Origin of the sequence: Parasynechococcus sp., assembly GCF_045559935.1 — a bacterium.
Taxonomy (GTDB): domain Bacteria; phylum Cyanobacteriota; class Cyanobacteriia; order PCC-6307; family Cyanobiaceae; genus Parasynechococcus.
Map to the genome: position 1 here is coordinate 1 of NZ_JBJLJL010000002.1, position 23,951 is coordinate 23,951.

At 63.1% G+C, this 23,951-nt stretch carries 33 protein-coding genes, 1 pseudogene and 1 riboswitch; of the genes and pseudogenes, 16 read left to right on the top strand and 18 right to left on the bottom strand.

Features of this window, described 5'->3' with window-relative positions; genetic code table 11:
- Positions 1-392, bottom strand: a pseudogene (locus ACJ0G7_RS00345) (PIN domain-containing protein); the annotation flags it as partial.
- A gap of 607 nt (positions 393-999) precedes the next feature.
- Between ACJ0G7_RS00345 and ACJ0G7_RS00350 the strand changes: the two are divergent.
- From ACJ0G7_RS00350 to ACJ0G7_RS00360, 3 genes are read left to right on the top strand one after another with little or no spacing between them, the layout of a single operon-like run.
- Positions 1,000-1,842 (top strand): DUF429 domain-containing protein, encoded by an 843-nt coding sequence (locus ACJ0G7_RS00350; protein ID WP_407394683.1) that lies wholly within the window; start codon positions 1,000-1,002, stop codon positions 1,840-1,842.
- A gap of 47 nt (positions 1,843-1,889) precedes the next feature.
- Positions 1,890-2,198 (top strand): FitA-like ribbon-helix-helix domain-containing protein, encoded by a 309-nt coding sequence (locus ACJ0G7_RS00355; RefSeq protein WP_407394685.1) that lies wholly within the window; start codon positions 1,890-1,892, stop codon positions 2,196-2,198.
- Positions 2,195-2,626: a type II toxin-antitoxin system VapC family toxin gene (locus tag ACJ0G7_RS00360; RefSeq protein ID WP_407394686.1), complete on the top strand. Its 432-nt coding sequence runs from the start codon at positions 2,195-2,197 to the stop codon at positions 2,624-2,626. Before ACJ0G7_RS00355 ends, ACJ0G7_RS00360 begins: the two co-directional genes overlap by 4 nt.
- Before the next feature lie 18 nt (positions 2,627-2,644).
- On the opposite strand, the gene ACJ0G7_RS00365 is transcribed toward ACJ0G7_RS00360, so the two are convergent.
- From ACJ0G7_RS00365 to ACJ0G7_RS00385, 5 genes are all read right to left on the bottom strand, one after another.
- The gene (locus ACJ0G7_RS00365; RefSeq protein WP_407394688.1) at positions 2,645-3,112 is read right to left on the bottom strand and encodes a hypothetical protein; all 468 of its coding nucleotides are present in this window, start codon (positions 3,110-3,112) and stop codon (positions 2,645-2,647) included.
- The gene (locus tag ACJ0G7_RS00370; protein ID WP_407394690.1) at positions 3,093-3,254 is read right to left on the bottom strand and encodes a hypothetical protein; all 162 of its coding nucleotides are present in this window, start codon (positions 3,252-3,254) and stop codon (positions 3,093-3,095) included. Before ACJ0G7_RS00370 ends, ACJ0G7_RS00365 begins: the two co-directional genes overlap by 20 nt.
- A gap of 29 nt (positions 3,255-3,283) precedes the next feature.
- Complete coding sequence (locus tag ACJ0G7_RS00375; protein WP_407394692.1) at positions 3,284-3,688, bottom strand: hypothetical protein; 405 nt, start codon at positions 3,686-3,688, stop codon at positions 3,284-3,286.
- Positions 3,689-3,732: 44 nt separating this feature from the next.
- Positions 3,733-3,969, bottom strand: coding sequence for a hypothetical protein (locus ACJ0G7_RS00380; RefSeq protein WP_253912780.1), 237 nt, complete (start codon positions 3,967-3,969; stop codon positions 3,733-3,735).
- A gap of 126 nt (positions 3,970-4,095) precedes the next feature.
- Entirely contained in the window at positions 4,096-5,727 is a 1,632-nt protein-coding gene (locus ACJ0G7_RS00385; protein WP_407394695.1) for an FAD-dependent oxidoreductase, read from the bottom strand.
- Positions 5,728-5,789: 62 nt separating this feature from the next.
- Here ACJ0G7_RS00385 and ACJ0G7_RS00390 point away from each other — a divergent pair, with 62 nt between their 5' ends.
- Both ACJ0G7_RS00390 and ACJ0G7_RS00395 read left to right on the top strand, forming a co-directional pair.
- The gene (locus ACJ0G7_RS00390; RefSeq protein ID WP_407394696.1) at positions 5,790-7,544 is read left to right on the top strand and encodes a gamma-glutamyltransferase family protein; all 1,755 of its coding nucleotides are present in this window, start codon (positions 5,790-5,792) and stop codon (positions 7,542-7,544) included.
- 156 nt (positions 7,545-7,700) lie between these two features.
- Positions 7,701-8,042 carry a hypothetical protein gene (locus tag ACJ0G7_RS00395; RefSeq protein ID WP_407394698.1) on the top strand — a complete coding sequence of 114 codons (342 nt, stop codon included), beginning with the start codon at positions 7,701-7,703 and terminating at the stop codon, positions 8,040-8,042.
- A 6-nt stretch (positions 8,043-8,048) separates the two neighbouring features.
- On the opposite strand, the gene ACJ0G7_RS00400 is transcribed toward ACJ0G7_RS00395, so the two are convergent.
- Genes ACJ0G7_RS00400 through ACJ0G7_RS00435 form a run of 8 tightly spaced genes read right to left on the bottom strand, consistent with a single transcriptional unit; the run spans position 8,049 to position 13,793 of the window.
- A complete protein-coding gene (locus ACJ0G7_RS00400; protein ID WP_407394699.1) occupies positions 8,049-8,789 on the bottom strand; it encodes a DUF3050 domain-containing protein in 741 nt (246 codons plus the stop codon).
- Positions 8,790-8,791: 2 nt separating this feature from the next.
- The gene (locus tag ACJ0G7_RS00405; RefSeq protein WP_043690754.1) at positions 8,792-9,259 is read right to left on the bottom strand and encodes a nuclear transport factor 2 family protein; all 468 of its coding nucleotides are present in this window, start codon (positions 9,257-9,259) and stop codon (positions 8,792-8,794) included.
- 14 nt (positions 9,260-9,273) lie between these two features.
- Positions 9,274-9,555 (bottom strand): MSMEG_0570 family nitrogen starvation response protein, encoded by a 282-nt coding sequence (locus ACJ0G7_RS00410; protein WP_043690753.1) that lies wholly within the window; start codon positions 9,553-9,555, stop codon positions 9,274-9,276.
- Between the two features lie 56 nt (positions 9,556-9,611).
- Positions 9,612-10,586: a sll0787 family AIR synthase-like protein gene (locus tag ACJ0G7_RS00415; protein ID WP_407394701.1), complete on the bottom strand. Its 975-nt coding sequence runs from the start codon at positions 10,584-10,586 to the stop codon at positions 9,612-9,614.
- On the bottom strand, positions 10,583-11,233 hold the full coding sequence (locus ACJ0G7_RS00420; RefSeq protein WP_084187908.1) for an MSMEG_0567/Sll0786 family nitrogen starvation N-acetyltransferase: 651 nt from the start codon (positions 11,231-11,233) through the stop codon (positions 10,583-10,585). The genes ACJ0G7_RS00415 and ACJ0G7_RS00420 overlap by 4 nt, the downstream gene beginning before the upstream one ends.
- 5 nt (positions 11,234-11,238) lie before the next feature.
- Positions 11,239-12,330 carry an MSMEG_0568 family radical SAM protein gene (locus ACJ0G7_RS00425; RefSeq protein WP_407394703.1) on the bottom strand — a complete coding sequence of 364 codons (1,092 nt, stop codon included), beginning with the start codon at positions 12,328-12,330 and terminating at the stop codon, positions 11,239-11,241.
- Entirely contained in the window at positions 12,323-13,291 is a 969-nt protein-coding gene (locus ACJ0G7_RS00430) for a Nit6803 family nitrilase (RefSeq protein ID WP_186485353.1), read from the bottom strand. Before ACJ0G7_RS00430 ends, ACJ0G7_RS00425 begins: the two co-directional genes overlap by 8 nt.
- 19 nt (positions 13,292-13,310) lie before the next feature.
- Positions 13,311-13,793 carry an MSMEG_0572/Sll0783 family nitrogen starvation response protein gene (locus ACJ0G7_RS00435; RefSeq protein ID WP_006041142.1) on the bottom strand — a complete coding sequence of 161 codons (483 nt, stop codon included), beginning with the start codon at positions 13,791-13,793 and terminating at the stop codon, positions 13,311-13,313.
- 174 nt (positions 13,794-13,967) lie between these two features.
- Between ACJ0G7_RS00435 and ACJ0G7_RS00440 the strand changes: the two genes are divergently transcribed.
- The 6 genes from ACJ0G7_RS00440 (at position 13,968) to ACJ0G7_RS00465 (ending at position 18,275) form a co-directional block, all read left to right on the top strand.
- Positions 13,968-15,266, top strand: a complete 1,299-nt coding sequence (locus ACJ0G7_RS00440) for an MSMEG_0569 family flavin-dependent oxidoreductase (protein ID WP_407394705.1) — start codon at positions 13,968-13,970, stop codon at positions 15,264-15,266.
- Positions 15,267-15,326: 60 nt separating this feature from the next.
- A complete protein-coding gene (locus tag ACJ0G7_RS00445) occupies positions 15,327-15,467 on the top strand; it encodes a hypothetical protein (RefSeq protein ID WP_407394706.1) in 141 nt (46 codons plus the stop codon).
- A gap of 526 nt (positions 15,468-15,993) precedes the next feature.
- The gene (locus tag ACJ0G7_RS00450) at positions 15,994-16,155 is read left to right on the top strand and encodes a hypothetical protein (protein WP_173402109.1); all 162 of its coding nucleotides are present in this window, start codon (positions 15,994-15,996) and stop codon (positions 16,153-16,155) included.
- Positions 16,156-16,158: 3 nt separating this feature from the next.
- On the top strand, positions 16,159-16,335 hold the full coding sequence (locus ACJ0G7_RS00455) for a hypothetical protein (protein ID WP_156957058.1): 177 nt from the start codon (positions 16,159-16,161) through the stop codon (positions 16,333-16,335).
- A 49-nt stretch (positions 16,336-16,384) separates the two neighbouring features.
- The gene (locus ACJ0G7_RS00460) at positions 16,385-18,064 is read left to right on the top strand and encodes a protein adenylyltransferase SelO family protein (protein ID WP_407394708.1); all 1,680 of its coding nucleotides are present in this window, start codon (positions 16,385-16,387) and stop codon (positions 18,062-18,064) included.
- Between the two features lie 67 nt (positions 18,065-18,131).
- Positions 18,132-18,275, top strand: coding sequence for a hypothetical protein (locus tag ACJ0G7_RS00465; RefSeq protein WP_407394710.1), 144 nt, complete (start codon positions 18,132-18,134; stop codon positions 18,273-18,275).
- Positions 18,276-18,408: 133 nt separating this feature from the next.
- Here the strand turns inward: ACJ0G7_RS00465 and ACJ0G7_RS00470 are convergent, their stop codons facing one another.
- The 4 genes from ACJ0G7_RS00470 to ACJ0G7_RS00485 all read right to left on the bottom strand — a co-directional run bounded on the left by ACJ0G7_RS00470 (position 18,409) and on the right by ACJ0G7_RS00485 (position 19,301).
- The gene (locus ACJ0G7_RS00470) at positions 18,409-18,561 is read right to left on the bottom strand and encodes a hypothetical protein (protein WP_186485346.1); all 153 of its coding nucleotides are present in this window, start codon (positions 18,559-18,561) and stop codon (positions 18,409-18,411) included.
- Positions 18,558-18,749 carry a hypothetical protein gene (locus ACJ0G7_RS00475; protein WP_084187906.1) on the bottom strand — a complete coding sequence of 64 codons (192 nt, stop codon included), beginning with the start codon at positions 18,747-18,749 and terminating at the stop codon, positions 18,558-18,560. The genes ACJ0G7_RS00470 and ACJ0G7_RS00475 overlap by 4 nt, the downstream gene beginning before the upstream one ends.
- Before the next feature lie 103 nt (positions 18,750-18,852).
- Complete coding sequence (locus ACJ0G7_RS00480; RefSeq protein ID WP_043690737.1) at positions 18,853-19,071, bottom strand: hypothetical protein; 219 nt, start codon at positions 19,069-19,071, stop codon at positions 18,853-18,855.
- Between the two features lie 23 nt (positions 19,072-19,094).
- Complete coding sequence (locus tag ACJ0G7_RS00485) at positions 19,095-19,301, bottom strand: hypothetical protein (protein WP_407394712.1); 207 nt, start codon at positions 19,299-19,301, stop codon at positions 19,095-19,097.
- 310 nt (positions 19,302-19,611) lie between these two features.
- A riboswitch (guanidine-I (ykkC/yxkD leader) is annotated at positions 19,612-19,710 on the top strand.
- Between the two features lie 25 nt (positions 19,711-19,735).
- On the opposite strand from ACJ0G7_RS00485, the gene speB reads away from it, so the two are divergent.
- Genes speB through ACJ0G7_RS00510 form a run of 5 tightly spaced genes read left to right on the top strand, consistent with a single transcriptional unit; the run spans position 19,736 to position 23,948 of the window.
- Positions 19,736-20,926 carry an agmatinase gene (speB, locus tag ACJ0G7_RS00490; RefSeq protein ID WP_043690732.1) on the top strand — a complete coding sequence of 397 codons (1,191 nt, stop codon included), beginning with the start codon at positions 19,736-19,738 and terminating at the stop codon, positions 20,924-20,926.
- A 3-nt stretch (positions 20,927-20,929) separates the two neighbouring features.
- Positions 20,930-21,328, top strand: a complete 399-nt coding sequence (locus tag ACJ0G7_RS00495) for a hydrogenase maturation nickel metallochaperone HypA (RefSeq protein ID WP_043690729.1) — start codon at positions 20,930-20,932, stop codon at positions 21,326-21,328.
- Between the two features lie 19 nt (positions 21,329-21,347).
- Positions 21,348-22,079 carry a hydrogenase nickel incorporation protein HypB gene (hypB, locus tag ACJ0G7_RS00500; RefSeq protein ID WP_084187904.1) on the top strand — a complete coding sequence of 244 codons (732 nt, stop codon included), beginning with the start codon at positions 21,348-21,350 and terminating at the stop codon, positions 22,077-22,079.
- A gap of 37 nt (positions 22,080-22,116) precedes the next feature.
- The gene (locus tag ACJ0G7_RS00505) at positions 22,117-23,121 is read left to right on the top strand and encodes an ABC transporter substrate-binding protein (RefSeq protein WP_407394715.1); all 1,005 of its coding nucleotides are present in this window, start codon (positions 22,117-22,119) and stop codon (positions 23,119-23,121) included.
- A complete protein-coding gene (locus tag ACJ0G7_RS00510; protein WP_043690723.1) occupies positions 23,121-23,948 on the top strand; it encodes an ABC transporter permease in 828 nt (275 codons plus the stop codon). The genes ACJ0G7_RS00505 and ACJ0G7_RS00510 overlap by 1 nt, the downstream gene beginning before the upstream one ends.
- The last annotated feature ends 3 nt before the right edge of the window (positions 23,949-23,951 follow it).

Consider the following 23,951-nt stretch of genomic DNA (forward strand, 5'->3'; position numbering starts at 1 on the left):
GCTGATCAAGACGACCTCAGGCGCCTCTTTCAGCCCGCTGCATCGCATCTGCTCCAGGGCCACCGCGAGAATGTTGTTGTCACCCCCACCACCCTGCAACTCTGCCGGTAATTCATTGAGGGCTTGGGTCTGGCAGAAAATCACTTGCAGCATTCCCTGATCAGATCCCTGGATTGGAACGCCATCAGCGAGGCTTCCGCGAGCGCGATAGGAATCCAGGAGCCTTGAAATCCGCCGGGCATTCCTGCCTTTTTCAGAGTGATCTTTTTAAAGCGATCAATTTCTTCCACCACCTGCATGGGGATCACAACCCTCAGATCTCCAAAGCGCTGTGGAGCCTCAGGGTCATGGAGAAGCACATTCGTGTCGAGTACGACAATTTTGTTTTTCATGGGATTTTACGCTTGAATACTTAACGCGTCATGACGTCAATGAATGCGGTTATCAGCAAAAACCTTGCACCATCTTGCTTTACCCTGGCAAAGGCGATCTTCCTGGCTTCCAGTACGATTGCAAGCCAGGCAAGAAACAGATTCTTGACAAAATCCCAATAACAATCCCAGTCAGATCAGCCTGAAGTTGTTGTATGGCGTGAAGGCAATCCGTTGCATTACCCCGATCGTCTCAACGCGGAAATCAGTCCTGCGCTCAGTCGTCGTAGATCTTGCATCCAGGTGCAGTCGGTGATTTGTCGCAACGCTCCTCCCAGTACAGATCGTGCTGAGACTTCATTGCTTGCCTGGGTTCGTCAGCCTGACTGGGCTGAGCCTTGTCCAATGCATTGAGTGGGATGCATAGATCAAAAAAACCTGAACAGATCGTGACCATCTCTCTCCGTATCGCTGATTTATCTCTACTCCTCTGCTCTCGAAAATCAATAGGTACTTCATGCATTCCTTCACATGGAGGAAGGCGTGATGGCGCCTGGCCACCTCGGGACGCTGCAAAGTGTTGGAGCAGAGGCTATCGACTCACCACTCATCAATCCCTGGGCCCTGGATGGCCAACCAACCTGATCCAGACAACGGCCACTGCGTCCTGGGCATTGACGCTGCCTGGACGGCCCACAATCCCAGCGGTGTGGCCCTGGTGCAACGGGCTGCTGAGGGTTGGCGATGCCTGTCCCTGGCCCCCAGCTACAACGCCTTTCTCGCCCTCTCCGCCGGCCAACCCTGGGGTCGGAGCCGCAAAGCGCAGGGCAGTGAGCCCGACCCCGCCGCACTACTGAAGGCCTGCCACCAACTGGCGGGGCAACCGGTGGACTGCGTGTCGGTCGACATGCCCCTGGCCACCACACCGATCACCAGCCGCAGGGCCGCCGACACCGCCATCGCCAGCCGCTTCGGGCCGAAGGGTTGCGCCGTGCACAGCCCATCAGCCGAACGCCCTGGCACCATCGCCGATCACCTGCGCGAACGCTTCGCCGAACTCGGCGTTGCCCTGCACACCACAACTACGGCTCGCCAAGAGCCGGCTTTGATTGAGTGCTACCCCCATGTGGCCCTGCTGGCGCTGCTCAACCGCAACTACCGCGTGCCCTACAAAGTGAGCCGATCGGCGCAGTACTGGAAAACGGAGCAACCATCGATGGCCGAACGGATCAGACGTCTGCTGGCTGAGTTCACCGCCATCCACCAGGCCCTCAGCCAGCGCATCAGCGCCATTCCTCTCAGCCTGCCCCAGCCCTCCGAGGTGACGACGCTCTCGTCGCTCAAGCCAGTGGAAGACATGCTTGATGCCCTGATCTGCGCCTGGATCGGCATCGAGCACCTCGAAGGCCGCACCGCCGGGCTTGGTGATGCCACCGCTGCCATCTGGGTGCCGGCAAACCTGATGGAGTGAGACAGCCAGGGCATGAAGGCATGGCAGGGAGCAACCGATCAAACCCCATGGCCATCGCTAGCGTTGACAGCAATGACAGCACTGCAGGCAATCTTCGCCCCATGGCCACCCTGACGATCCGCAACCTCGACGACGCCGTGCGCGATCGACTCCGGCGCCGCGCCGCCGAGCACGGGCACTCGATGGAGGAAGAGGTCCGCCAGATTCTTCGCCAGGTGGTTGAACCCGCGAAACCAGCGGCAACCACAGAGGGGTTGGGATCACGCATCCACAACCACTTCGCAAGCCTTGGGAGCCTCGAGCTGGATCTGCCCTCACGAAACGACAGCCCATCAGCGCCGAGCCTTGAGCCGTGATCATTCTCGACACCAATGTGCTCTCGGAACTGATGAAGCCAGAGCCGGCAGCCTCCGTGATGGCGTGGGCCGATCAACTCAGTGCCGAAGCCGTCGCCATCACAGCCATGAATGAGGCCGAAATCCTGCACGGCATCGCCCGCCTGCCCGACTCCCAGCGCAAGCAGCAACTCCAGCGGAGCTGGAGCAGCCTCGTTGCTGAGGTACTCCAGCTCCCAGTGCTTCCGTTCAACAGCGCAGCAGCGCACTGGTATGCAGCCCTGGTGAGCCATCGCGAGCGCATGGCACGCCCGATCAGCACCGCCGACGCTGTGATCGCCGCCACGGCTCTCGCCCATGACGGACAGCTGGCCACACGCAACACCGCTGACTTCGACGCCCTTGGCCTGCCGCTGATCAACCCCTGGGCCAGCGCAGGCACGTCGTGAAGCATCGACTCGGCATCCTCAGTCCAGCGATGGCGGCGTGAACGTGTCGGCCACCGCCACGATCCAACGGGCTGCCGCCGCCGTCACCTGTTCCTTGGTGACGTTGAACCCCAGATCGTGGCCCTGCGCGAGCAGATCGGGAATGATCGTCTGCCAGGCCATGCCGGCGGCACTGGCGTTGAGATCACCGATCAGCACAAAGGCCTTGGCCGCACCGGTCACCGCAGCGGTGTACTCGGCATTGGCCGACACCTTGCTGCGGTACCAGTCGCTCACCTGATCACGCTGGGCCTTGCTCAGAAACGGCGGCGCCCCCACCAGATAGGCATCGAGCACCAGCATCGGGCTGGGCACGCTCTGGCCGGGGTGCTTGAGCGCGAACCAGGCCTGGCCGATCGAGGCGGCATCGGGCCAATGGCAGAGCAATGCGGCGTCCTGGCTGTCGAGTGAGCGCTGGTCTGCCAGTTCATCGATGCGCGCGAGCAACTCCGGGCCGGAGACCGGCGGCTCGCGTGCGGGACTGTTCAGCCCGGGCTTCGTTGATCGCCTCGGCCACCGCCGCTTCGTTCTGGCCCAGCTGCTCCAGGGCCCGCTTGAGGTTCACATCAGGATCAGCTGGGCTGGCCAAGGGGATCACGCAGGGGTGAATCCACGATGTCATTGAGGATCATCACGCCGGCTCAGGCGAGCCCCATCCCACGACGCTCTCGACAGGATCTCTCTCAGCCGATCAAGAACGGATTGCTTGTCGTCGTTCCACGCAACCTGATTCACAGCGATCAGATACTCATGCTGCACGCCGGTTCCCCGGATTCGTGACGCGGCAATGGCCAAATCGTCATAACCAAACGGGAAAGACGCATCAGGCGGGCAACCAAGAATGCCCTCGGAAACGAACAGCAGAAAATCAAACACCACCGGGCTGAAATACTCATCGTCCGCGCTCAGATCACCGCAGGACACCATCTGGTCTCTGGTCTGCGGCGTATACGTGACGAACGAAAAGCACAGCGGATGGCCCGTGTTCTGAAGGTACAAGCCTCTGAAACGTTGGCGATTCATCGGCTGGGGTTACTGCCGTGGCACTTGTGGGGGCGAACGCTAACTCAGTCTTGATCCAGCTCGTCGTCTGGAACGTAGAACGGTTCATCCATTCCAGGCTCATTGTTCTGCAGAACAAAATCCTTCAGGCAATCGTCGCTTTCAAACACGAACAGATCGTCTTGTTCCGGATGGACACCTCTCATCTCGGGATGACGATTCACAAGACGCGTGATCTTGCGGCGCTCCCGCACAAAACCCGATCCCTTTTCAACCAGATAAACCATCAGCGCGAGGTCCACCAGAACAAGCGTGACCATCTCCAATATCTGCATCACTCACAACCCTTCACTGAATCGACGCTAGCGAGAGATGCATGAATGGCACTCAGCAAAAACGCCTGAAACCGACAACCGGTACTCGCCGGCTCATCCGGACCCCGCCAGCCAGGGCCAGCGCAGACCCACCGCCTCGAGAGGATCCATCACCAGCTTGTTGAGGGCCCGGCCGAGCACCACCTGCGGTTCATCCGGGCGGATCGGAATCACCCGGTGTTCGCCGGAGCCCGTTCCGCGCACAACCCCGCGCCGCAGCAGCGAATTGGCCGCCTCCAGGCCGCACACATAGGCCCGTTCCTGGCAGAGGCCCTTGGCGCCGTGCTCCCGCTCCCCCATGCGCACCCAGTCGCCGGCACACACCACCGTCGCCATGGAGGTCTCCAGCGGCGGGCGTTGCTGAAAGCTGCCCGGCGAGAACAACGACACCGATCCCGGATAACGCCGCACCTCCTGATCCACCACCTGCGCCTCCCGGAAGGCCGGCTGCGCCAGGGGCAGCAGTTCCTGCATCAGGCAGTCGACGATTGCCTGATCGCTCAACTCCGCAATGGCGCTGGCGTTGTAGAAGTCGCTGGCGATCACCGACCCCTGCACCGGTTGATTGCCCCAGAGCTCCTGCAGCGTTTCGCCCTGCAGCTGATCCAGCATGAAGAAGGTGCCCCCGGCACCGCGCAGAGCCTCGAACCGCGAGAACACATTGGCGGGATCGGCAACGGCAACCGTGCGATCCAGCCACAGCCGCACCGACACCACATCGATCGCGCCGAGCTCGCCGGCCCGCAGCAGTTCCGGTGCCAGAGCGGCGCACTGCGGTGATGCCGCCATCAGCGATCCCAGCCCTCGGGCCCCCACCGCCAGCACCACGGCATCCACGTCGTCGATCAACCCCGTCTCGCCCGTGGCCAGCGATCGCGTCTGCACCGATTCGATCGCCCCGTTCTCTGGGGAGACGTTCAAACGAGCCGCCAGGGTGCCCCCCAGCACCTGCAGCTGATGCTCGCGGCCCAGCCGCTGGCTCAACGGCGCGAGCAGTTGCTCGCCGATGCTCCGGCTCCTGATCCAGCGCACATCAAAGGAATCCTGATGGGCCAGCGCGTAGTAGTAGAGGAGCTCCATCGTCACCGCCGCCGACAGCTCCTCCGGGGGCTTGAACAGGCCCACCAGCAGGATCGGCCGCAGGAACTCATCGATCATCCGCTCGCTGATCTGCAGCTGCCGGAACAGGCTGAGCGCATCGAGAGCGTCGTAGCGCGCGTACACCGCAGGGCTGCGGTTCAGATCGAGCATCGCCACCAGCAGCCCGGCGATGCTGAGCCGATCGGCAACCGGCAGTCGCTTGAAGTTGCTGATCGTGGCGAACGCCTGCCCCAGCGGACTGGGCAGCTGCAGCCCATCACCGAACACCGGTGCTGTGGCCTCCAGCCCCTGGGGCGACCAGAAGGCACTGCTGGTGAAGTCGGTGAACACGTTGCTCAGTCCGAGTTCATCGGTGAGCGCATTGATGTTGGGGTAATCCCGCCAGAAGCCGCGGGTGCCGGCTTCAAACGGTTTGCCGCTGGCGGTGGTCAGCGGCGTGCTGCCGGTGGGATCCGCCAGCCCATCCACGAGCGTGACCCGCACACCGGCCTGGCAGAGGGCCTTGGCCGCACCCCAGCCACCCCAGCCGGCTCCGATCACCACCACCTGCGAAGGGCCGGCCGTTGATCGGTGTTGCACCGCCATCATTCAGCCCTGCCGCCGGTCGAGGCGCACAAGCTAGGCAGGGTTGATCCAGCACCACCTTGATGCTCCGCGCCCTGCTGCTGATCCTCAGCCTCTGCATCAGCAGCACCGCCGTTGGCGCAGCACCGGTGAGCCGCGACGATCCGGAATCATCCGATCCCGGTGGTGCCGCCATCTCCACCGCCGTCGGCTCGGCCGTGGTGGTCACCGCCAATCCCCGCGCCAGCCGGGCCGCCCTGGCAGTTCTCAATGCCGGCGGTTCCGCGGTGGATGCCCTGGTCACCGCCCAGGCGGTGCTGGCGGTGGTGGAACCCCAGAGCTCCGGCCTGGCGGGCGGTGGTTTTCTGCTGCACTGGGATGCCCGGCAGCAGCAGCTGGAAGTGCTCGATGGCCGCGAGATCGCCCCGCAGCGCAGCCGACCGGGCGATCTGCTGCAGCCCTCCGGCGAACCGCTGCCCTGGCGGCAAGCCACCAGCCGCCTTGAGGCCATCGGTGTGCCCGGCACCGTGGCTCTGCTCTGGGAGGCCCATCAGCAGCACGGCCGCCTGCCCTGGGCCACCACGCTGAAACCGGCCATCCGCCTGGCCCGCGATGGCTTCCGCCCCAGCCCGCGCCTGCGCCGCTCGCTCGGCATCGCCCAACGCATCGGCGTGGACCACAGCCCCGCCTTCCAGGCGCTCTACCTGCCCGGCGGCCAGCCCCCTCCCGCCGACCAGCTGTTCCGCAACCCGGCCCTGGCGCGCAGCCTGGAGCTGCTGGCCAACGACGGTGGCCCCTCGTTTTACGACGGGGCTCTGGCGGAGCGGATCCTGGCGGGGATGGCTGCCCTGCAGACCCTGCAGCCCGGCTTCCGCGGCTGGACTGCTGCCGACCTCAGCTCCTATGCGGTGGTACGCCGCCAACCCCTCTGCAGGCAGCAGTGGAACCACCGGCTGTGCACCATGCCGCCACCCAGCAGTGGTGGGCTGGCGGTGCTGCAGACCCTGGCGCTGCTGGAGCGGGGCAAGGAGCTGACCGATGCATCCGATCCCCACACCTGGCGGCAGCTGGCGCGAGCCCAGGCCTGGGCCGATGCCGATCGCCTCTACTGGGTGCACGATCCGATCGATGGCGCCATCCCCACCGGGGCGCTGCTGAATCCGCGTTACATCCAGGCCCGCAGCGCAGCGATGCAGGCCTCCCCAGCCCAGCGTCCGGCCCCGGGACTGCCGCCGGGCATGGCGCGTTATCCCTTCGCGCTGCCGGATCAGGGCCGCGAACAGGGCACCACCCATCTGGCGATCGTGGATGCCCGGGGCAACCTCGCCTCCTACACCAGCTCGGTGGAGACCGTGTTCGGCAGCCGCCATCTGGTGGCGGGGATGGTGCTGAACAACCAGCTCACCGACTTCTCCTTTCAACCCGCGATCAACGGCCGCCCGGTGGCGAACCGCCGCCGGCCCGGGCGCCGCCCGGTGTCGTCGATGGCCCCGATGATCGTGTTCCGCCACGGCAAACCGGTGCTGTCGGTCGGCAGCCCGGGAGGACGCAGCATCCCCCACGTGCTCAGCCGGGTGCTGCTGGCCTCACTGGTGTGGCAGGAGCCACCGGCGCGGGCCGTGGGACTGCCGCATCTCTCGATGCGCAGCTCGGGGTTGGCGGTGGAGAAGGATCCGCCCCTGCCCTGGCCGGTCGCCACCGATCAACTGGTGCTGAACGATCAACCGATGCGACGGCAACGCCTCGGCAGCGGCACCGCCCTGCTGCAGTGGATCGACGGCCGCTGGCAGGGGGCTGCCGACCCGCGCCGCGAGGGAACCGCCCTGGCCATCCCCTGACCGGAACAAGCAGCGAACAGTTAGCACTCTGAGGATGAGAGTGCCAGTTGGAAGTGATGACGAGAGGGCGCAATCAAGAGTGAGTAAAGATCATCAACACGAACCTTTTCCCAGAGAAAAAACCCGTACGTTCGAACGGAACGAGTGACAAGATGCATGATCCTGCTTCACTTCTTCGGGCTGGGAGATGTTCTGCGCCGGTTTGAGCTTGAGCAGCTCACCGGGCTCAATCTGATGGGCTTCCGACCACTCAATCTGGATGATCTGGTGATCTGGTCACAGGAGGTGGCACTCCAGCACCAATGGGATGCAGACAGAATTCATCAGGATGTGCTGCGGCTCTGGATCAATCAGGCCGACGACATCAGTGCGTGGAAACTCCGCCTGCAGCACTCCCCCGGTGAGGTGGAGCTGCTCGCCGGCATCGGTGATGAACAGAGCTGGCAACGCCACTGGGAAAGGCTGCTCCGCCAGACGCCCCGCGGTGGCCGGGCCTGAATCAGATCAGACGGCGACGGGATTCGCCAGCTGAGCCTGCACAGCGTCCCAGAAACAGTGCCGATCGCCGATCACCCGTGATCGCACCCGCTCCACCCGATCGCGTGCCATGGGATCGCAACCGATGAGTGCCTCAACCATCTGCTCGGCCAGGGGGCCATGGATGTCTCCATCCAGCTCGATGTGGCGCTCGAGGTACCAGCACAGAGTTGGGCAGGGGAGATTGATCAGACGCAGACGCGCCAGCAGCGAACGGAACAGATCAGGCACGATCAGCTCCCGGCCGTAGGTGAAGGCCGCAGCGAGGGCATCCACCTCGCCCGCACGGATCAGGTCCTGGGTGGTGCGCAGGAATCGGCGTGCCGCATCCGGAATCGAGGGGTGACACACGGAACCGTGCAGATCTCCGGCCATCGCCTGAACGAGAACGGCATCAATCACGCTGGTGTCGGCGTCGATTTCCTCCATCGCCCGCCGGTAGATGGCGAAGTGGCTGAGATGCAACGGGCCGCCGAGATGATCCGGCAGGCAATCGCACTCCTCCTCGGCCACGAGGCTGTTGATCAGCCCGGCAATCCTGGGGTGCGGCGGCGGAGCCCAGGGCGCACCGGATGGAGCGAGATGCTGCTGCAGAGCCTTGAGCAGCAGCATGAAATCCCACACCGCGAAAACGTGATGTTCAACGAACAGCCGCAGGTGAGCGATGGAATCAATCGCCTGGGGCAGCGGGTGACGCTGAAAATTCACACTCAGAGGCCCAGTTCGGTCAGACCGGGGAAGTCATCCGGCCGGGGTCCATCACCCCAGGTGAATCGGCGATCCTCCGGTTTGATCGACACATCGTTGATGCTTGCCTCACGGCGCCGCATCAGACCGGTCTCCGAAAACTCCCAGTTTTCGTTGCCATGGGACCGGAAGAAATGTCCGGAATCGTCATGCCATTCGTATTGGAATCGAACAGCGATTCTGTTGCCGGCATAGGCCCACACCTCCTTGATCAACTTGTAATCAAGTTCCTGAGACCATTTGCGCTTCAGAAAAGCAAGGATCTGATCCCGGCCGTGGATGAATTCGCTGCGATTGCGCCAGAAACTGTCTTCGGTGTAGGCCAGCGAAACCTTCTCTGGATCTTTGGTGTTCCAGGCATTTTCCGCCATCCTGGCTTTCTGCTGAGCGGTTTCCAGCGTGAACGGTGGAAACGGTGGTTTTCCAGTCATGGGATTAAAAAAAGTCAGGGCAGCTGGCTGATCACACGCACGCTGGCATCAGGGCTGTAGCGGGCAACCCACTGAAGCAGCTGAGATTCCTCCTCATCCGTTCGTGTACAGGCGAATCCATAACGGGCTCGAACCCGCTCGGATGCGGCCCGCAGGGCCTTGACGCCCAGCGATTCGAATTCAGAAACCCGGAAGGAATCACCGGCTTTCAGGTACTGCAGGATCACCGTGGAAGGTGAATACAACGTGCTGGATTGACCATCAGGCCATTCCAGCTCAAAACGGACTTCGGGCATTCATCAGGCCTGACCGAAAGGATCCTGCATCACGCAAATCCGCCGCTGCTGTCTCATCAGTCACAGCCGAAGCCAGTCAGCCCTTCGCTGCCATCCCACAGAAGTTCCTGATCACCTTCACGCTGCAACGCAACCCGACAGGGGCCGCTGCCGAAGGATCCGATCCGGCAGCAGATCAGGTGCGGATCCCCCTGCAGCATCCGTTGCAACCTGCCGGTCATCGACGGACGCACCGCCAGCAGATATCCGAAACTGGGGAAGCAGCGGAGCCAGGCCTGTTCATCCACCTGATCAGGTCGCTCGATCGCATCGAGCTCCAGGGTGATGGGAGAACCGCAGGATTCCGCGAACATCACCGCCGTGCCGCAGAGTCCGCCCATGCTGATGTCCTTGGCGGCATGAACGATGCCATCGGCCGCGAGCGCCGGAAGCAGGCTGAGATGAGAGCGGAGCAGACCGGGGCTCGCCGCCGTGGCGGCATCCCAGAAGGGGTAGTGCCGATAGAAGCGACCGCTCCGGTTCACCAGCAGCCAGAGTTCATCCCCGGCTGACGCCGACCGGGCCGACAGCACAGGCCCCTCCGCCACACCGAGCACCGCGACCGACAGCGCTTCGTAGGGGCTCTGCTGATTGGAATGGCCACCGACCATCGGCACCGCGAAGCGGTCACAGGCGCTGCTCATCCCCTCCAGCAGACGCTGCAGCGAATCGGGCCCCGCGGTCCAGACGCTGTTCACCACAGCCAGCGGTCGCCCTCCCATCGCAGCGATGTCGCTGAGGTTCACCAGCACGCCGCTCCAGCCCGCAAACCAGGGATCCTCGACCACCAGAGCGGGATGCATGCCCTCGCAGGCCATCAACAGCTGCCCGCTCTGAGCCGGCAACAGGGCGGCATCGTCGCCCAACCGGCCCGGCTTGCCGAGATGGGGAAACGGCACGTGGTTGAACACCGAAGCCGCCGGGCGGATGTCCCGCTTGGCGAGCAGACCGCTCTGACGACGCAGCTCTTCCGCCAGCGACACCAGGCTCATGCGGCCAGCTGCAGGGACGGTCGCTGCTGTTTGGCCGGAACGTAGTAGCTGAGGTCCGCCTGCATCAGGTGATGGCGGATGCCACGGATCTCCAGCTCCTCGATCGACGTCCAGTGCAATCGCTTGAAGAAGCGCACGTTCTGCAGCTGCACCGTGGCCAGAAACCGGTCGCATCCCCAGCCGTTCGCCGTGGTGACCGCTTTCCAGATCAGGCCCTTGCCGATCTGATTGTGGCGGCGGAAGGAACTGTGCACACCAAGCCGGCCGCCGTACCAGAGGCGCGGTTCGGTCTCGACGATCCGGACCACACCCACCACATCAACATCGTCATCCGCATCCGGGGAGGGAGGACCGTGCTGCAGGGCCGCGATCGGCCAGGCCACAGCATCGAGTTCATCGCGATCGGAGCGTTCGAACACGTTCTGCTCACGGCAGAAGATGCTGCGCCGCAAGCGCCAGTAACCGCGGATCAGGTTGGAGTCAGCACGCAGCAGATGGAACGAGAACCGATCCGAGCAGGCCGTCGGAGACAACTGGAAATCGTCGGCATCAACGCCGATTCCGGCACGCACCGACGGCGTGAACAGTCGCGGGGCCGAGCTCACGCTCCTGCCGATGCCTCCACTGCTGGGATCAAGACACAACATGATGATCAGCCCGCCTGCTCGAACAACGACAGAGCCGAACAGGCACCGCACTTCGCACATCCAGCGGCCATCTGCTCCGAACGCAGATCCCCCTTCCGCAGCAGGTCGGCGACGGCCTGGTAGACATCCACCATGAAGCCGGTGTCCGGAGCGGGGTGATGCTCCAGGGGCGTTCCGGAGATGGGCACGAAGGGAACGACGAAGGGATAGACACCCAGCTCGATCAAGCGGCGACTGCAGTCGATCAAGGCGTCCCGACTGTCTCCAAGGCCCGCCAGAAGATATGTGGACACCTGACCGCGACCGAAGACGGCGACGGCATCGGCGAACGCCTCGTAGTAACGCTCCAGGCTGATCTCGGACTTGCCGGGCAGGATGCGGCGACGCACGTCCGCCTCCACAACCTCCAGATGCATGCCGAGGCTGTCGATGCCGGCCTGCTTCATCCGCCGATACCAGATCGGATCATCGGGGGGCTCGCACTGACCCTGAATGGGCAGATCGACCCGGCGCTTCACCGCGGCCGCCGTCTCCGCCATCAGCCGGGCACCACGGTCATCGGCGTTGGGCGTGCCGGTGGTCATCACCAGCTGGCTGACGCCATCGAGACGCACCGCCGCCTCGGCCACTTCGGCCACCTGCTCGGGGGTCTTGCGGACCAGCGTCGCGTCGTCCTCCAACGACTGCTCAATCGCGCAGAACTGGCAGGACTGCGAGCGATCGCGGAAGCGGATGCAGGTCTGCAGCAGCGTTGTGGCGAGCACATCCCGGCTGTGCAGCAGGGCGATCGAGCGGTAGGGGATGCCATCCGCGGTGCTGAGCCCGTAGAACGCCGGTTCATCGGTGGCGGCGACCTGGGCCAGGGAGGCATCGCCCGGACCGCTGAGGGCGACACCGTCCGGGGAAGCGTCGAGATGATACGGCGACGCCTCGGAGGCGTTGTTGTACACAGGCACCATCACCGTGCGGCCACCGATCTCGAGAGCGCGGTGATCCGAGGGGCCGGCTCCACCCCGACGCCCCTGATTGCCGTTCAACGGCTCTGCCCGCAGACCCTTCACCTGCAGTTCCGTGACGAGGCGACCCAGATCAGACATGGTCGAGCTCCTCGCTGAAAGCGGTCGGCTCGACCGGCATGTCGTCCATGGTCAGGGCCGGAGTGCGGTTGATGCGCAGCGAGAGCAGTTCCGGCCGGCTGTAGTGGCCGACGCTGTCCATCATCCGTTTGCGCTTGGTGATCAGAGCCAGATCCAGTTCTGCGATGGCCAGGCCCTCGCCATCGGGCAGTGGTCCGGCCAGGTAACGCCCCTCCGGACTGATCACCGCGGTATGACAGCCCCCCTGAAAGGCCTTGTGCAGCGACGTATCCGGCGTGATCGACGCGAAATCCTCGGGGTCCAGCCACCCGGTGGAGCAGATCACGAAGCAGCCGGCCTCCAGGGCGTGGTGTCGCATGGTCACCGCGGTCTGTTCGGTGAAGATCGGACCGACGAGTGAACCGGGGAACTGGGCGCAGTGAATCTCCTCGCCCTGAGCCATCAGGGCGTAACGGGCCAGGGGGTTGTAGTGCTCCCAGCAGGCCAGCGCACCGATGCGGCCGAGGGGGGTGGGCACCACCTTCAACCCGGCACCGTCGCCCTGCCCCCAGACCATCCGTTCGTGATACGTGGGTGTGATCTTGCGTCGCTTGAGAACGATCTCGCCGCAGCTGTTGAACAGCAGCTGCGTGTTGTAGAGCGTGCCTCCATCGCGTTCGTTCACTCCGAGAAGCACCTGCATGCCGTGCTGACGGGCAGCGGCCGCGACTGCATCGGTGACAGGACCCGGCACGACGACCGCCTGGTCGTAAAGAGCCAGGTGGGGGCGACCCATGCGAACCGGTGGTTCGACGAAGGAGAAATAGGGGTAGTAGGGAAGAAATGTCTCCGGAAAGACGATCAGCTCCACACCCTCGGCCGCCGCATCGGCCATGGCCTTGAGCACGTTCTGCAGAGATCCGTCGAGGCTGAACAGCACTGGACGGATCTGAGCGGCGGCAACTTTGACAGTGGTCACCATGACAGGGATCAGCTCCGGCTCAGAGCGTCCAGGTGTCGAGGATGAAGGCGCCTTCCTTGCGGTGCATCAGCACGATGTCGAGCACATCGAGAGGATTGACCGGCGTGATCCCTGGCATCAGGGCCTTCTCACCATGGCCGTAAAGCGCCTGAAGTGCGAAGCGGCAGGCGTAGACCTTTCCGCCCTGATCCATGAATTTCTGAAGGCGTGCATTGAAGTTGAGATGGCCGTCAAAGGCGGCATCACCAAGCTTCGGGAAACCCCGCATCACCCCGAGAGTGACGCCAGGACCGTAGAGCAGCACTGAGGTTTCGAAGCCTTTGTTGATCAGACGACTGGCCTGCAGAAGGTTCACCAGACCGATGGATCCTTCGAAGGCAACGGTATGGAATGTGACCAGAGCCTTTTCACCCGGCTCAGCCTTGACGTCAGGAAAAACTTTTTCCTCGTAGTCAACGAGAAAATCCCCCGGCTGATTGGCGGGGCGGTCGACTGCAGGCATGTGAAGAAACGTTGATGAACAGAAGCGTGCACCCTGGCATCAACGAAAAGTGTTCCATTTGCAACCAAATACAGCACCAATGCGCGAGAAATCGCTTCAACTAATTGTGCCTTTCAATACACAAATGAAAATGATTTTCCTGAATCATTGCAATGCCAAGTTGTGTGCTGAAGCATGCTCAACAGCGCGCATCACTCCGATCTCCATCAGGTTGTGGTGATCGGGGCCGGACAGGCCGGTCTTTCCGTGAGCCAGGCACTTCAGCAGCACGGAATCCGTCCTCTGGTGCTTGAGAAGAACCGGATCGGACACGCCTGGGATCAACAACGCTGGGATTCCTTCTGCCTGGTGACTCCCAACTGGCAGTGCCAGCTGCCTGATTTCCCCTACGACGGCGACCAGCCTCAGGGATTCATGGCCAAGGCGGAGATCGTGGCCTTCCTGCGCCGTTTCGCCCAGCACGTCGGGGCTGATGTGCACGAGGGTGTGGCCGTGCAGCGGCTTTCGCAGACCGGCAGCGGCTACCGCCTGCTCACCAGCGAAGGCGAGGTGAGAGCGCAGCAGGTGGTGGTGGCCACCGGTGGCTATCACACACCACGCAGGCATCCACTGGCGGAACGGCTACCGACCTCCGTGCTGCAGCTCGATGCCCGCGATTACCGCAATGCCGGATCCCTGCCGGAAGGCCCTGTGCTGGTGGTCGGCAGCGGCCAGTCCGGCAGTCAGATTGCTGAAGACCTGTTTCTGACCGGACGGACGGTGCACCTGAGCGTGGGCAGCGCCCCCCGCTCGCCACGGATGTACCGGGGACGGGACGTGGTGGACTGGCTGGATCGCATGGGTTACTACGCCATGCCGATCAGCGAGCACGACGATCCACGCAGCGTGCGTGCCAAAACCAACCACTACCTCACGGGCCGGGATGGCGGCAGGGAAATCGATCTGCGGAGGCGTGCGATCGAAGGACTGCATCTGCACGGTCGCCTCGCGATGATCAGCAGCGACCGGATCCGGTTCGCCGACGACCTCAGCCGCAATCTTGATCAGGCCGATGCGGTGTACTGCCGGATCCGCAGCAGCATCGACAGCTGGATCGAGAAGCAGGGCATCGAGGCCCCCTCGGAGGCTCCTTACTCCCCCTGCTGGCAGCCACCGGATGGGCAGGATCCGGGTCTTGATCTCACCGGTGAACCGCTGGCGGCAGTGATCTGGTGCACGGGCTACCGCAGTGATTTCAGCTGGATCGATGTACCGGTGTTCGATGGTTCCGGACAACCCGCCCACGATCGTGGCGTCACCCAGAGCAACGGCCTGTATTTCCTCGGCCTGCCTTGGCTGCACACCTGGGGGTCCGGACGGTTCTGCGGCGTGAAAGACGATGCTCTGTATCTCGCACGGCTGATCAGCCTGAGGCTGAAACGGCGGGACGCCAGCCAGGAACGGCTGGAATGCACCGCTCTGCTGGGCTCCTGAACAAGGTCAGGCCGCTGGAGAACCATGGCCGTTGAGACGATCCCTTGGCATGTTGAAGGGATGAAGCAACACTCCTGGCTCCAGCGCATCGGCACCTACCTGCTCGGCCTGGTGGATGAGTACTGGGCCATGCGCCGACCATGGCAGTACGGCAGCAAGCAGCCGCAGTGCGCTCTGCGCAACAACGGAGACCAGCTCTAGGGGCTGGATCGACCGCTCAGCTCACCACCACACCCCAGTAACGGGCCGTGCCCGTCCAGCCGCAGACGCTGGTGCATCGGAGTGAATCGGCTCAGGAGGCCATCGAGAGATCGGACCCGTCGTCGATCTTGAGATGCTTTGTCAGGCAGGTGGTGACACAGACCTGATCATTGATGTCGCATTCAGTGATGCAAACGAAGTACTCATCCAGGGCTTGCCATCGTTCAGTGATGGATTCATGGTTGTGTTCTCGTCTGAGCGAATACATGTGAGCCTCGCAAGTTCAACACACTTACAAGCAGCATTCAGTTCAGGTCAAGAAAACCATTGCGCAGAGTAAATTACTTAGGAGGAAATTCTCAGGCTTAAATACTCAGTTAGCACCACATGTGCAGCGAGAGCTGAGATCGAACTGAGCACGCCGTTTCCAGCTTCGTTGTCTGTCGTCTTCTGGGCAATGCGCCTTTACACGGGTTGCCGATGGGAAGCCGCCCCACAACAGTGAATCCAGGGCAGGGGAGACGCCATGGACTTCAGAAGCCGCATCTTTGCCAACTCGCGCGGTTCCACCATCGATGCCGTCGGCAACGGTCAGTACCTGGTCTGCCATCACTCCAGCTGTTTCAAGGTGAAGGGATGGCGACGGGCCCATGAGGCCGTGAAGCGCCTGGAAGGCTCATCGGACTGAACGATGGCTGAATATCGAATCCACTGCAGGCACTGCGGTTACGAGGGCCGCGACAACTCCCGTTGGATCCCCTTCGCCAAGGTGCAGGCCAGGGGACGGAGCTGCCCCCGCTGCGGGAAGGCGACGGATCTGGAACCCTGGTGCACGTTGCGGGCGGAAACCTCGGTGCCGGATCTCTGATCCGCGCAGGAGCGGCTCCATAGCATCGGCAGAGACCTGATCCGACCCCATGCCCACCACAGCGAACAGCTTCCAGGAGTTCGCCGCGCGGGTCGACTATTCGCTGCTGGAGGCTCTCCGGCCGGATCCGGACGCCACGGTTGATGGCAACGATCACCGGCCAAGGCCGGTGATGTCCGGCCATTACGTGCCGGTGACGCCCACACCGATTCCCAATCCGGACTACGTCGCCCACAGCAGCACCCTGTTCGCCGAGCTGGGCCTGGACGATGCGCTCGCCCACGACCCCGATTTCACCCGCCTCTTCTCCGGTGATGCATCGGTGGCCACCCCCCCGATGCATCCCTGGGGCTGGGCCACCGGCTATGCCCTGTCGATCTACGGCACCGAATACATCCAGCAGTGTCCTTTCGGCACCGGCAACGGCTACGGCGATGGACGGGCGATGTCGATCGTCGAAGGCGTCTTTGAAGGCAGACGCTGGGAGATGCAGCTCAAGGGCGGCGGTCCGACCCCCTACTGCCGCGGGGCTGATGGCCGCGCCGTGCTGCGTTCCAGCGTGCGCGAATTCCTCGCCCAGGAGTTCATGCATGCCCTCGGCATTCCCACCTCCCGCTCGCTCACGCTGTACATGTCGCGCGATGAGACCGTGCGGCGGCCCTGGTATTCAGAGCACTCACGCTCCCTTGATCCGGACGTGATGGTGGACAACCCGGCGGCGATCAGCACCCGCGTCGCCCCCTCCTTCCTGCGCGTCGGGCAGATCGAACTGTTCGCCCGCCGCGCCCGCGAGAACGCCCACCCTGAAGCGCGCCATGAGCTGCAGCTGATCGTGCAGCACCTGATCGACCGCAACTACCGTCCGGAGATCGATCCCGACCTGTCCTTCCGTGAGCAGGTGCTGGAGCTGGCCCGCCTGTTCCGCGGCCGGCTGACGGCACTCGTCGCCGACTGGATGCGTGTCGGTTACTGCCAGGGAAATTTCAACAGCGATAACTGTGCCGCCGGCGGCTACACCCTCGACTACGGCCCCTTCGGCTTCTGCGAACTGTTCGATCCCCGCTTCCAGCCATGGACAGGCGGAGGAGCCCACTTCTCCTTCTTCAACCAGCCGATGGCGGCGGAAGCCAACTACCGCATGTTCTGGAAATCCCTGCGCACCCTGATGGAGGACGACAGCGACGCCCAGGAGCAGTTGGATCAACTGCAGGGAGGCTTCGCCGCGGCAATGCAGCAGCAGCTCGAGAACATGTGGGCCCGCAAGCTCGGGCTGGCCGCCTACGACGAAGCCCTGATCAGCGAACTGCTGCAGCTGCTGGTGGCCTCCAGAGCTGATTACACCCGGGTCTTCCGCCTGCTCTGCGCCATCCCCGAGCATCCGTCGGAGCTTCACGCAGGCTTCTATCTGCCCTGTTCCGAGGAGCTGAACGCCCAGTGGTTGCTCTGGCTGCAACGCTGGCGTGCCCTGATCACAACCAACGGCTCGTTCGAGGCGACATCGGCAGCCATGCAACGGGTCAACCCCGCCATCACCTGGCGGGAATGGCTGATCGCCCCCGCCTATCAACAGGCAGAACTGGGTGACAACGGCCTGATCCAGGAACTGCAGACCCTGTTCAGAACCCCGTACGACACCCCAACCGCCGATCTGGCCGCCGGATACGACCAGCTCAGACCACGTCAGTTCTTCAGCGCCGGAGGGATTTCCCACTACAGCTGTTCGTCATGAGCCCTTGGTGGCAACGGCCACACATCGGTTCAGCTGGTTAGTTTCACCAACCCATCAGCTCAGGCCAGTGAACCGAAGTCCACTCATCGCCTTTGCGGGCGGCACCGTTGTCATCGCCGTGATGGTGCTCGCCGCCTTCGCCAACATGGCCGCAGCGGAAACCACCACCTGTCCGCGCAGTCAGCAGCAGACCACCAGCACAGACACCTGATGAACTCCGATTCCACATCCAGCTGGCCCGTGCTGCTGCCCCTCGTTCTGTTCTTCGGTGGCATCGGTTCAGCCGCCGCCATGACCCAGCTGCTCGCCGCCTTCTGACCGGACCCTGATGCAGCCGGTCGCCGTCAGTCCTTTTTCTCCGGTTTGATCAGCTCACCGGTCTGCAACGACACCACCGCGAAGCTGCCGACGAAGACCAAGGCCACCACAACCAGGAAGCCCGCCGTGAGGTTTCCGATCTCCAGCTCGCCCAGCATGAACGCGAGCGACGGCGTCATGTCCTGCCCACCATGGCGTCGTTCGGAAAGAACTCTTCGAACAGGCTGAGACGATCCTCCCAGCGCATCTCTGTTTCCAGCTGAAGCAGTCGCTTTCTCAGCCAGATCAGGCTGTCGACCGCGATCGGCTTGTAGGCCCTGCGCTCAAGCGAGCGGACCAGGTCGTCTTTGTTCTGAGCGGAATTCATTTCACCATGCAACCAATCGTCTTCAACGTAAGGAGGGCTCAGTGATGCGCAAGCAGCGTCACATTCAGTAAGCATCAGCGGACACGCAAACAACCGCCGTTGCTCATCCGGCCCGTGAGAATTCCCCATCGATGCCGTACTGCCTCAGACACTGCTTCACCGTGAGCACGGAGAGGGTTGCCCCACTCTCCCCATCGAAGAGGACATAGGGACAGCCCCTCAGCACGCAGCGGCGGCGCGCATCCATGTAGGCATCAAAAACGGAGCGATGCGAACACTCCTCCACCCAGCCTTCACTGCTGAGGTAGCGCGTATGAATCATGGCGCTCAGATTCCGCTCAGCACTCAGTGGGAGGCATCCTGAGAGGCCGACTTGCCCTCCAGAACCACCAGCACGTCATTCCAGGTGGGCTGAATCACCCGATAGGTGCAGGGCATGATCCGCGACTTCGTGCGCGCATGCACAAAAGCCTTGAACTCGGTCTTGAAGCAGAGCTCCCGAACCCACTCACCACCAGACTCAAGACGCTCGATGCAGTACATCTCACTCAACTTGGATGGTCACATCAAAGCCATAGCCAGTAGATCCCCCAGAAAACAACAGACCCTGTTCGGGATCACCCTTGTTGAGATCGTGATCCTCTGACCGGTTCGACTCTTCAACCAATCAAGCGCGTCGCCCGGGAAGCTTCGCGTTCTCATCACCAGATGAAGAAACCGACAAACGGATCAAGCCTGATTCGACCTAAGGATCCAACAATCGAGGAGATCAGGGTCGTAACACAAGAGCTGTATCGGTTTGAAGCATCAGTTCCGTAGCTGATCACACCACGCGTGCCGCCAGCGCCGCAGAAAGTGGAAAAGCGGAGAAATCTAGGGTTCCGATCCCATTCGGGATGTCTGGTCCGAGAGGTTTCGGTCGGCACAGCCGGCTGCACGGAGGGACAAAAGCCCGGGAGACCGCCACAACCCCAACTCCCCCTCCGATGTCATCCCCAACGGACCCCAACGGGGCCTTTCAGCGTTCGCATCCCAGCGAAGGCATGCAGGCGCTCGAGAAGGAACGCAAGCTGCCCCTCACCGGCTGGCAGCAGGAAGTTGATCAGGCCAAGCGCCTGGGTCTTGAAGCGGCCGAAAGCATCGTGGACCGCAACATCTCCACGTTCTCCCGCGGCGAGCTGCCCCACTTCGCGGGCATCAACACCTTCATGAAGGCGCCCTACCTGGAGGATGTGAACCAGGTGGGCAACTACGACGTGGCCATCGTCGGGGTCCCCCACGACTGCGGCACCACCTACCGCCCCGGCACCCGTTTCGGGCCTCAGGGCATCCGCCGTATCTCAGCGTTGTACACCCCTTACAACTACGAAATGGGAGTGGATCTGCGCGAACAGATCACCCTCTGCGATGTCGGCGACATCTTCACGATTCCGGCCAACAACGAAAAGAGCTTCGATCAGATCTCCAAGGGCATCGCCCACGTGTTCGCCAGCGGCGCCTTCCCGATCATTCTCGGCGGCGACCACTCCATCGGCTTCCCCACCGTGCGCGGCGTCTGCCGCCACCTCGGCGATAAGAAAGTCGGCATCATCCACTTCGACCGCCACGTCGACACCCAGGAGATCGACCTGGACGAGCGGATGCACACCTGCCCCTGGTTCCATGCCACCAACATGGCCAATGCTCCGGCCGAGAACCTGGTGCAGCTCGGCATCGGCGGCTGGCAGGTGCCGCGCGAGGGCGTGAAGGTCTGCCGCGAACGCGGCACCAACGTGCTCACCGTCACGGACATCACCGAGATGGGTCTGGAGGCGGCAGCCCAGTACGCGATCGAACGGGCCACCGACGGCACCGACTGCGTTTACATCTCCTTTGACATCGACTGCATCGATGCCGGCTTCGTTCCCGGCACCGGCTGGCCCGAACCCGGCGGACTGCTGCCGCGCGAGGCACTCAAGCTGCTCGAGCTGATCGTGCGCAACGTGCCGGTGTGCGGTCTCGAGATCGTCGAAGTGTCGCCGCCGTACGACATCAGCGACATGACCTCACTGATGGCCACCCGCGTGATCTGCGATGCCATGGCCCACCTGGTGGTCAGCGGCCAGCTGCCCCGCAAGGACAAGCCGGCCTGGGTCAGCGATGTCTGCAACATGAACGTCGATCAGAAGTGGAGATAAGCCATGCACGAAGTCGACATGACCAAGTGCCTGCTGATCTCCCTCAATGAATGGCGGCAGCGTCGGGACGACCCCAGCGCGATGGTGGAGACCGTCCACCTCGAGGTGGGCCGCTTCACCTGCGTTGAGCCCGATCAGCTGGTGACCACCTACAACGCCGCGGTGCAGGGCAGCTGGCTGGATGGTTCCCGGCTCACCATCACCGACATTCCGTTCGTCGGTCGCTGCCTGGTCTGCAACAGCACCTACGACCCAGTGCCGGAGAGCGCCTACCGCTCCCCCTGCTGCGATCACCCACTGGAGGAGATCGTCAGCGGCCGTGAACTGCGGATCCGCAGCATCGATTACCGCAGTGAGGCCGGCGCTGCCCTTGAGTCCGGCTCCATCCAGCGCATGCGCTGACACCTACGCCCCTTTAGCCATGCACATGCCTCTCGAGGACACCCTCGGTCTCAACCTCCTCGCCGCCAACCAGCACCAGGCGGAGCACAACCACGAGCATTTCCAGGCCTGGAACGTGCTCTGCCTCAACCTGATGAGCAGCCCCGGTGCCGGCAAGACCGCTCTGCTCGAACGTTCCCTGCCAGCACTGGCCGCCGATTGGGGCATGGCCGTACTGGAGGGCGACATGACCACTCAGCTCGATGCCGAGCGCCTGGAAGCCGTCGGAATTCCCGTGGTGCCGATCACCACCGGTCGGGCCTGTCATCTCGATGCCGCCATGGTGAGCGGTGGCCTCCAGCTGCTGAAGCAACGTCTGGATCCAGCCCAGCTCGATCTGCTGCTGGTGGAGAACGTGGGCAACCTCGTCTGCCCGGCGGAATTCGAGGTGGGGGAACACCACAAGGTGGCCCTGCTCAGCGTCACCGAAGGCGACGACAAACCGCTGAAGTACCCGCTGATGTTCCGCCAGGCGGATGTGGTGCTGATCACCAAGGTGGATCTGCTGCCCCACCTGCCGGTGGAGCTGGCGACGATCCGCCGCAACATCCACAGCATCAATCCCAACGCCACGGTGATCGAGGTCTCCGCCCTCAGCGGCGAAGGCCTCGATGCCTGGCACCAGTGGGTGCGGCAGGCCCTTGCCGATCGCACCGCCGGAGCCTCCACAGCCCACGCGCCAGACCAATCCCCTGCTCTGGCCACCGCCTGAGCCCCGATCCCGTCATTCAACTCATCACGCCGATGCCATGACCAAGCAACTCCGCAATCTCCTGATCGCCGGCCTGGCGATCGTTCTGGCTGTCGCCTGCGCCAAGTCCCCCACACCCACCGCCGTCAGCGGTACGCCGATCGTGCTCGGCTACAGCAACTGGGCCGGCTGGTGGCCCTGGGCCATCGCCGTGGAGGAGAAGCTGTTCGAAAAGAACGGCGTGAATGTTGAGATGAAGTGGTTCGACGGCTACGTGCAGTCGATGGAAACCTTCGCCGCCGGCAAGATCGACGGCAATTCCCAGACCCTGAACGACACCATCTCCTTCCTGCCGGGTGAGAACGGTGGTGAAGTGGTGGTGCTGGTGAACGACAACTCCTCAGGTAACGACCAGATCATTGCTGACGCCTCGATCACCTCCGTCGCCGAGCTCAAGGGCAAGACGGTGGCGGTGGAAGAGGGCGTCGTGGACGACTACCTGCTCAGCCTGGCCCTCAAGGATGTGGGCCTCAGCCGTGAGGATGTGGTGATCAAAGGCATGCCCACCGACCAGGCCGCCACCGCCTTCGCCGCCGGGCAGGTGGATGCCGTCGGCGCCTTCCCGCCGTACACCGGCACCGCCATGCAGCGCGAAGGTGCTCGGGTGATCGCCAGCTCCAAGGAGTACCCCGGCGCCATCCCCGATCTGCTCACCGTCAGCGCCAATCTGATCAAGGAACGGCCCGATGACGTTCAGAAGATCGTCAAGACCTGGTGGGACGTGCGCGACTTCATGGAGAAGAACCCCGCGAAGTCCGAGGAGATCATGGCCAAGCGGGCCGGCATTCCCACCGAGGAATACGAGCAGTACAAGGACGGCACCCGTTTCTTCTCGATCGAAGAGAACCTGGAAGCCTTCAGCGAGGGCGAAGGCATGCAGTACATGCCTTTCGCCTCGGAATCCATGGCGGACTTCATGGTCTCCGTCGGCTTCATTCCCGAGAAGCCGGACATGAGCAACCTGTTTGATTCCAGCTTCGTGAAGAAGGTCGCCGACTCCTGATGACTGCCACGGCCGCCGCTGCAACCAAGGGGAGGGGCTCAGGGCTCCTCTCCATGTTCACCCTGGGGGCCACCCCGTCGGGGCCAGTGCGCGGTGGCCTGCAGGTCGCCTCCCTGCTCATCCCACTGCTGGTCTGGGCGGCCATCGCCTCTCTGGGCCTGGTGGACGAGAAGTTCCTGCCATCACCGGGAGCCGTGTTCCGCTCCCTGGCCTCCATGGCCGAGAGCGGCATCCTGTTTCAGGACATCGTCGCCAGCACCGGGCGGGTGTTCGCTGGCTTCCTGCTCGCCACCGTTCTGGCGGTTCCGATCGGCATCTGCATGGGGGTGTATCCGGCGGTCTGCGCCCTGTGCGAACCCCTGATCGCCATGCTCCGCTACATGCCGGCAGCAGCGTTCATCCCCCTGCTGATCATCTACCTCGGCATCGGCGAGGAACCCAAGATCGCCCTGATTTTCCTCGGCACGATCTACTTCAACATCCTGATGGTGATGGATGCGGTGAAGTTCGTTCCCAAGGAACTGATCGAAACCACCCTCACCCTCGGCGGCCGCAGCCGCCAGGTGCTGGTGCAAGTGGTGGCTCGTTACAGCCTGCCCAGCATCATCGACACCCTGCGCATCAACATCGCCACCTCCTGGAATTTGGTGGTGGTGGCCGAGCTGGTGGCGGCGGAAGTGGGCCTGGGCAAACGCATCCAGCTGGCCCAGCGCTTCTTCCGCACCGACCAGATCTTCGCTGAGCTGATCGTGCTGGGGTTGATCGGCTTCGCCATCGACATGGGCTTCCGACTGCTGCTGCGCCTCAGCTGCCGCTGGGCGGTCTGAGCC

Coding starts and splice junctions, on each gene's coding strand:
- ACJ0G7_RS00385 (WP_407394695.1), bottom strand. CDS start 5,727: ATGGCGGTGCAACACCGATCAACGGCCGGCCCTTCGCAGGTGGTGGTG.
- ACJ0G7_RS00355 (WP_407394685.1), top strand. CDS start 1,890: ATGGCCATCGCTAGCGTTGACAGCAATGACAGCACTGCAGGCAATCTT.
- ACJ0G7_RS00420 (WP_084187908.1), bottom strand. CDS start 11,233: ATGTTGTGTCTTGATCCCAGCAGTGGAGGCATCGGCAGGAGCGTGAGC.
- ACJ0G7_RS00505 (WP_407394715.1), top strand. CDS start 22,117: ATGACCAAGCAACTCCGCAATCTCCTGATCGCCGGCCTGGCGATCGTT.
- speB (WP_043690732.1), top strand. CDS start 19,736: ATGTCATCCCCAACGGACCCCAACGGGGCCTTTCAGCGTTCGCATCCC.
- ACJ0G7_RS00455 (WP_156957058.1), top strand. CDS start 16,159: ATGGCTGAATATCGAATCCACTGCAGGCACTGCGGTTACGAGGGCCGC.
- ACJ0G7_RS00445 (WP_407394706.1), top strand. CDS start 15,327: ATGAAGCAACACTCCTGGCTCCAGCGCATCGGCACCTACCTGCTCGGC.
- ACJ0G7_RS00470 (WP_186485346.1), bottom strand. CDS start 18,561: ATGACGCCGTCGCTCGCGTTCATGCTGGGCGAGCTGGAGATCGGAAAC.
- ACJ0G7_RS00450 (WP_173402109.1), top strand. CDS start 15,994: ATGGACTTCAGAAGCCGCATCTTTGCCAACTCGCGCGGTTCCACCATC.
- ACJ0G7_RS00440 (WP_407394705.1), top strand. CDS start 13,968: ATGCTCAACAGCGCGCATCACTCCGATCTCCATCAGGTTGTGGTGATC.
- ACJ0G7_RS00405 (WP_043690754.1), bottom strand. CDS start 9,259: ATGACTGGAAAACCACCGTTTCCACCGTTCACGCTGGAAACCGCTCAG.
- ACJ0G7_RS00430 (WP_186485353.1), bottom strand. CDS start 13,291: ATGGTGACCACTGTCAAAGTTGCCGCCGCTCAGATCCGTCCAGTGCTG.
- ACJ0G7_RS00410 (WP_043690753.1), bottom strand. CDS start 9,555: ATGCCCGAAGTCCGTTTTGAGCTGGAATGGCCTGATGGTCAATCCAGC.
- ACJ0G7_RS00435 (WP_006041142.1), bottom strand. CDS start 13,793: ATGCCTGCAGTCGACCGCCCCGCCAATCAGCCGGGGGATTTTCTCGTT.
- ACJ0G7_RS00415 (WP_407394701.1), bottom strand. CDS start 10,586: ATGAGCCTGGTGTCGCTGGCGGAAGAGCTGCGTCGTCAGAGCGGTCTG.
- ACJ0G7_RS00510 (WP_043690723.1), top strand. CDS start 23,121: ATGACTGCCACGGCCGCCGCTGCAACCAAGGGGAGGGGCTCAGGGCTC.
- ACJ0G7_RS00375 (WP_407394692.1), bottom strand. CDS start 3,688: ATGAATCGCCAACGTTTCAGAGGCTTGTACCTTCAGAACACGGGCCAT.
- ACJ0G7_RS00475 (WP_084187906.1), bottom strand. CDS start 18,749: ATGAATTCCGCTCAGAACAAAGACGACCTGGTCCGCTCGCTTGAGCGC.
- hypB (WP_084187904.1), top strand. CDS start 21,348: ATGCACATGCCTCTCGAGGACACCCTCGGTCTCAACCTCCTCGCCGCC.
- ACJ0G7_RS00495 (WP_043690729.1), top strand. CDS start 20,930: ATGCACGAAGTCGACATGACCAAGTGCCTGCTGATCTCCCTCAATGAA.
- ACJ0G7_RS00425 (WP_407394703.1), bottom strand. CDS start 12,330: ATGTCTGATCTGGGTCGCCTCGTCACGGAACTGCAGGTGAAGGGTCTG.
- ACJ0G7_RS00460 (WP_407394708.1), top strand. CDS start 16,385: ATGCCCACCACAGCGAACAGCTTCCAGGAGTTCGCCGCGCGGGTCGAC.
- ACJ0G7_RS00395 (WP_407394698.1), top strand. CDS start 7,701: ATGATCCTGCTTCACTTCTTCGGGCTGGGAGATGTTCTGCGCCGGTTT.
- ACJ0G7_RS00350 (WP_407394683.1), top strand. CDS start 1,000: ATGGCCAACCAACCTGATCCAGACAACGGCCACTGCGTCCTGGGCATT.
- ACJ0G7_RS00480 (WP_043690737.1), bottom strand. CDS start 19,071: ATGATTCATACGCGCTACCTCAGCAGTGAAGGCTGGGTGGAGGAGTGT.
- ACJ0G7_RS00390 (WP_407394696.1), top strand. CDS start 5,790: ATGCTCCGCGCCCTGCTGCTGATCCTCAGCCTCTGCATCAGCAGCACC.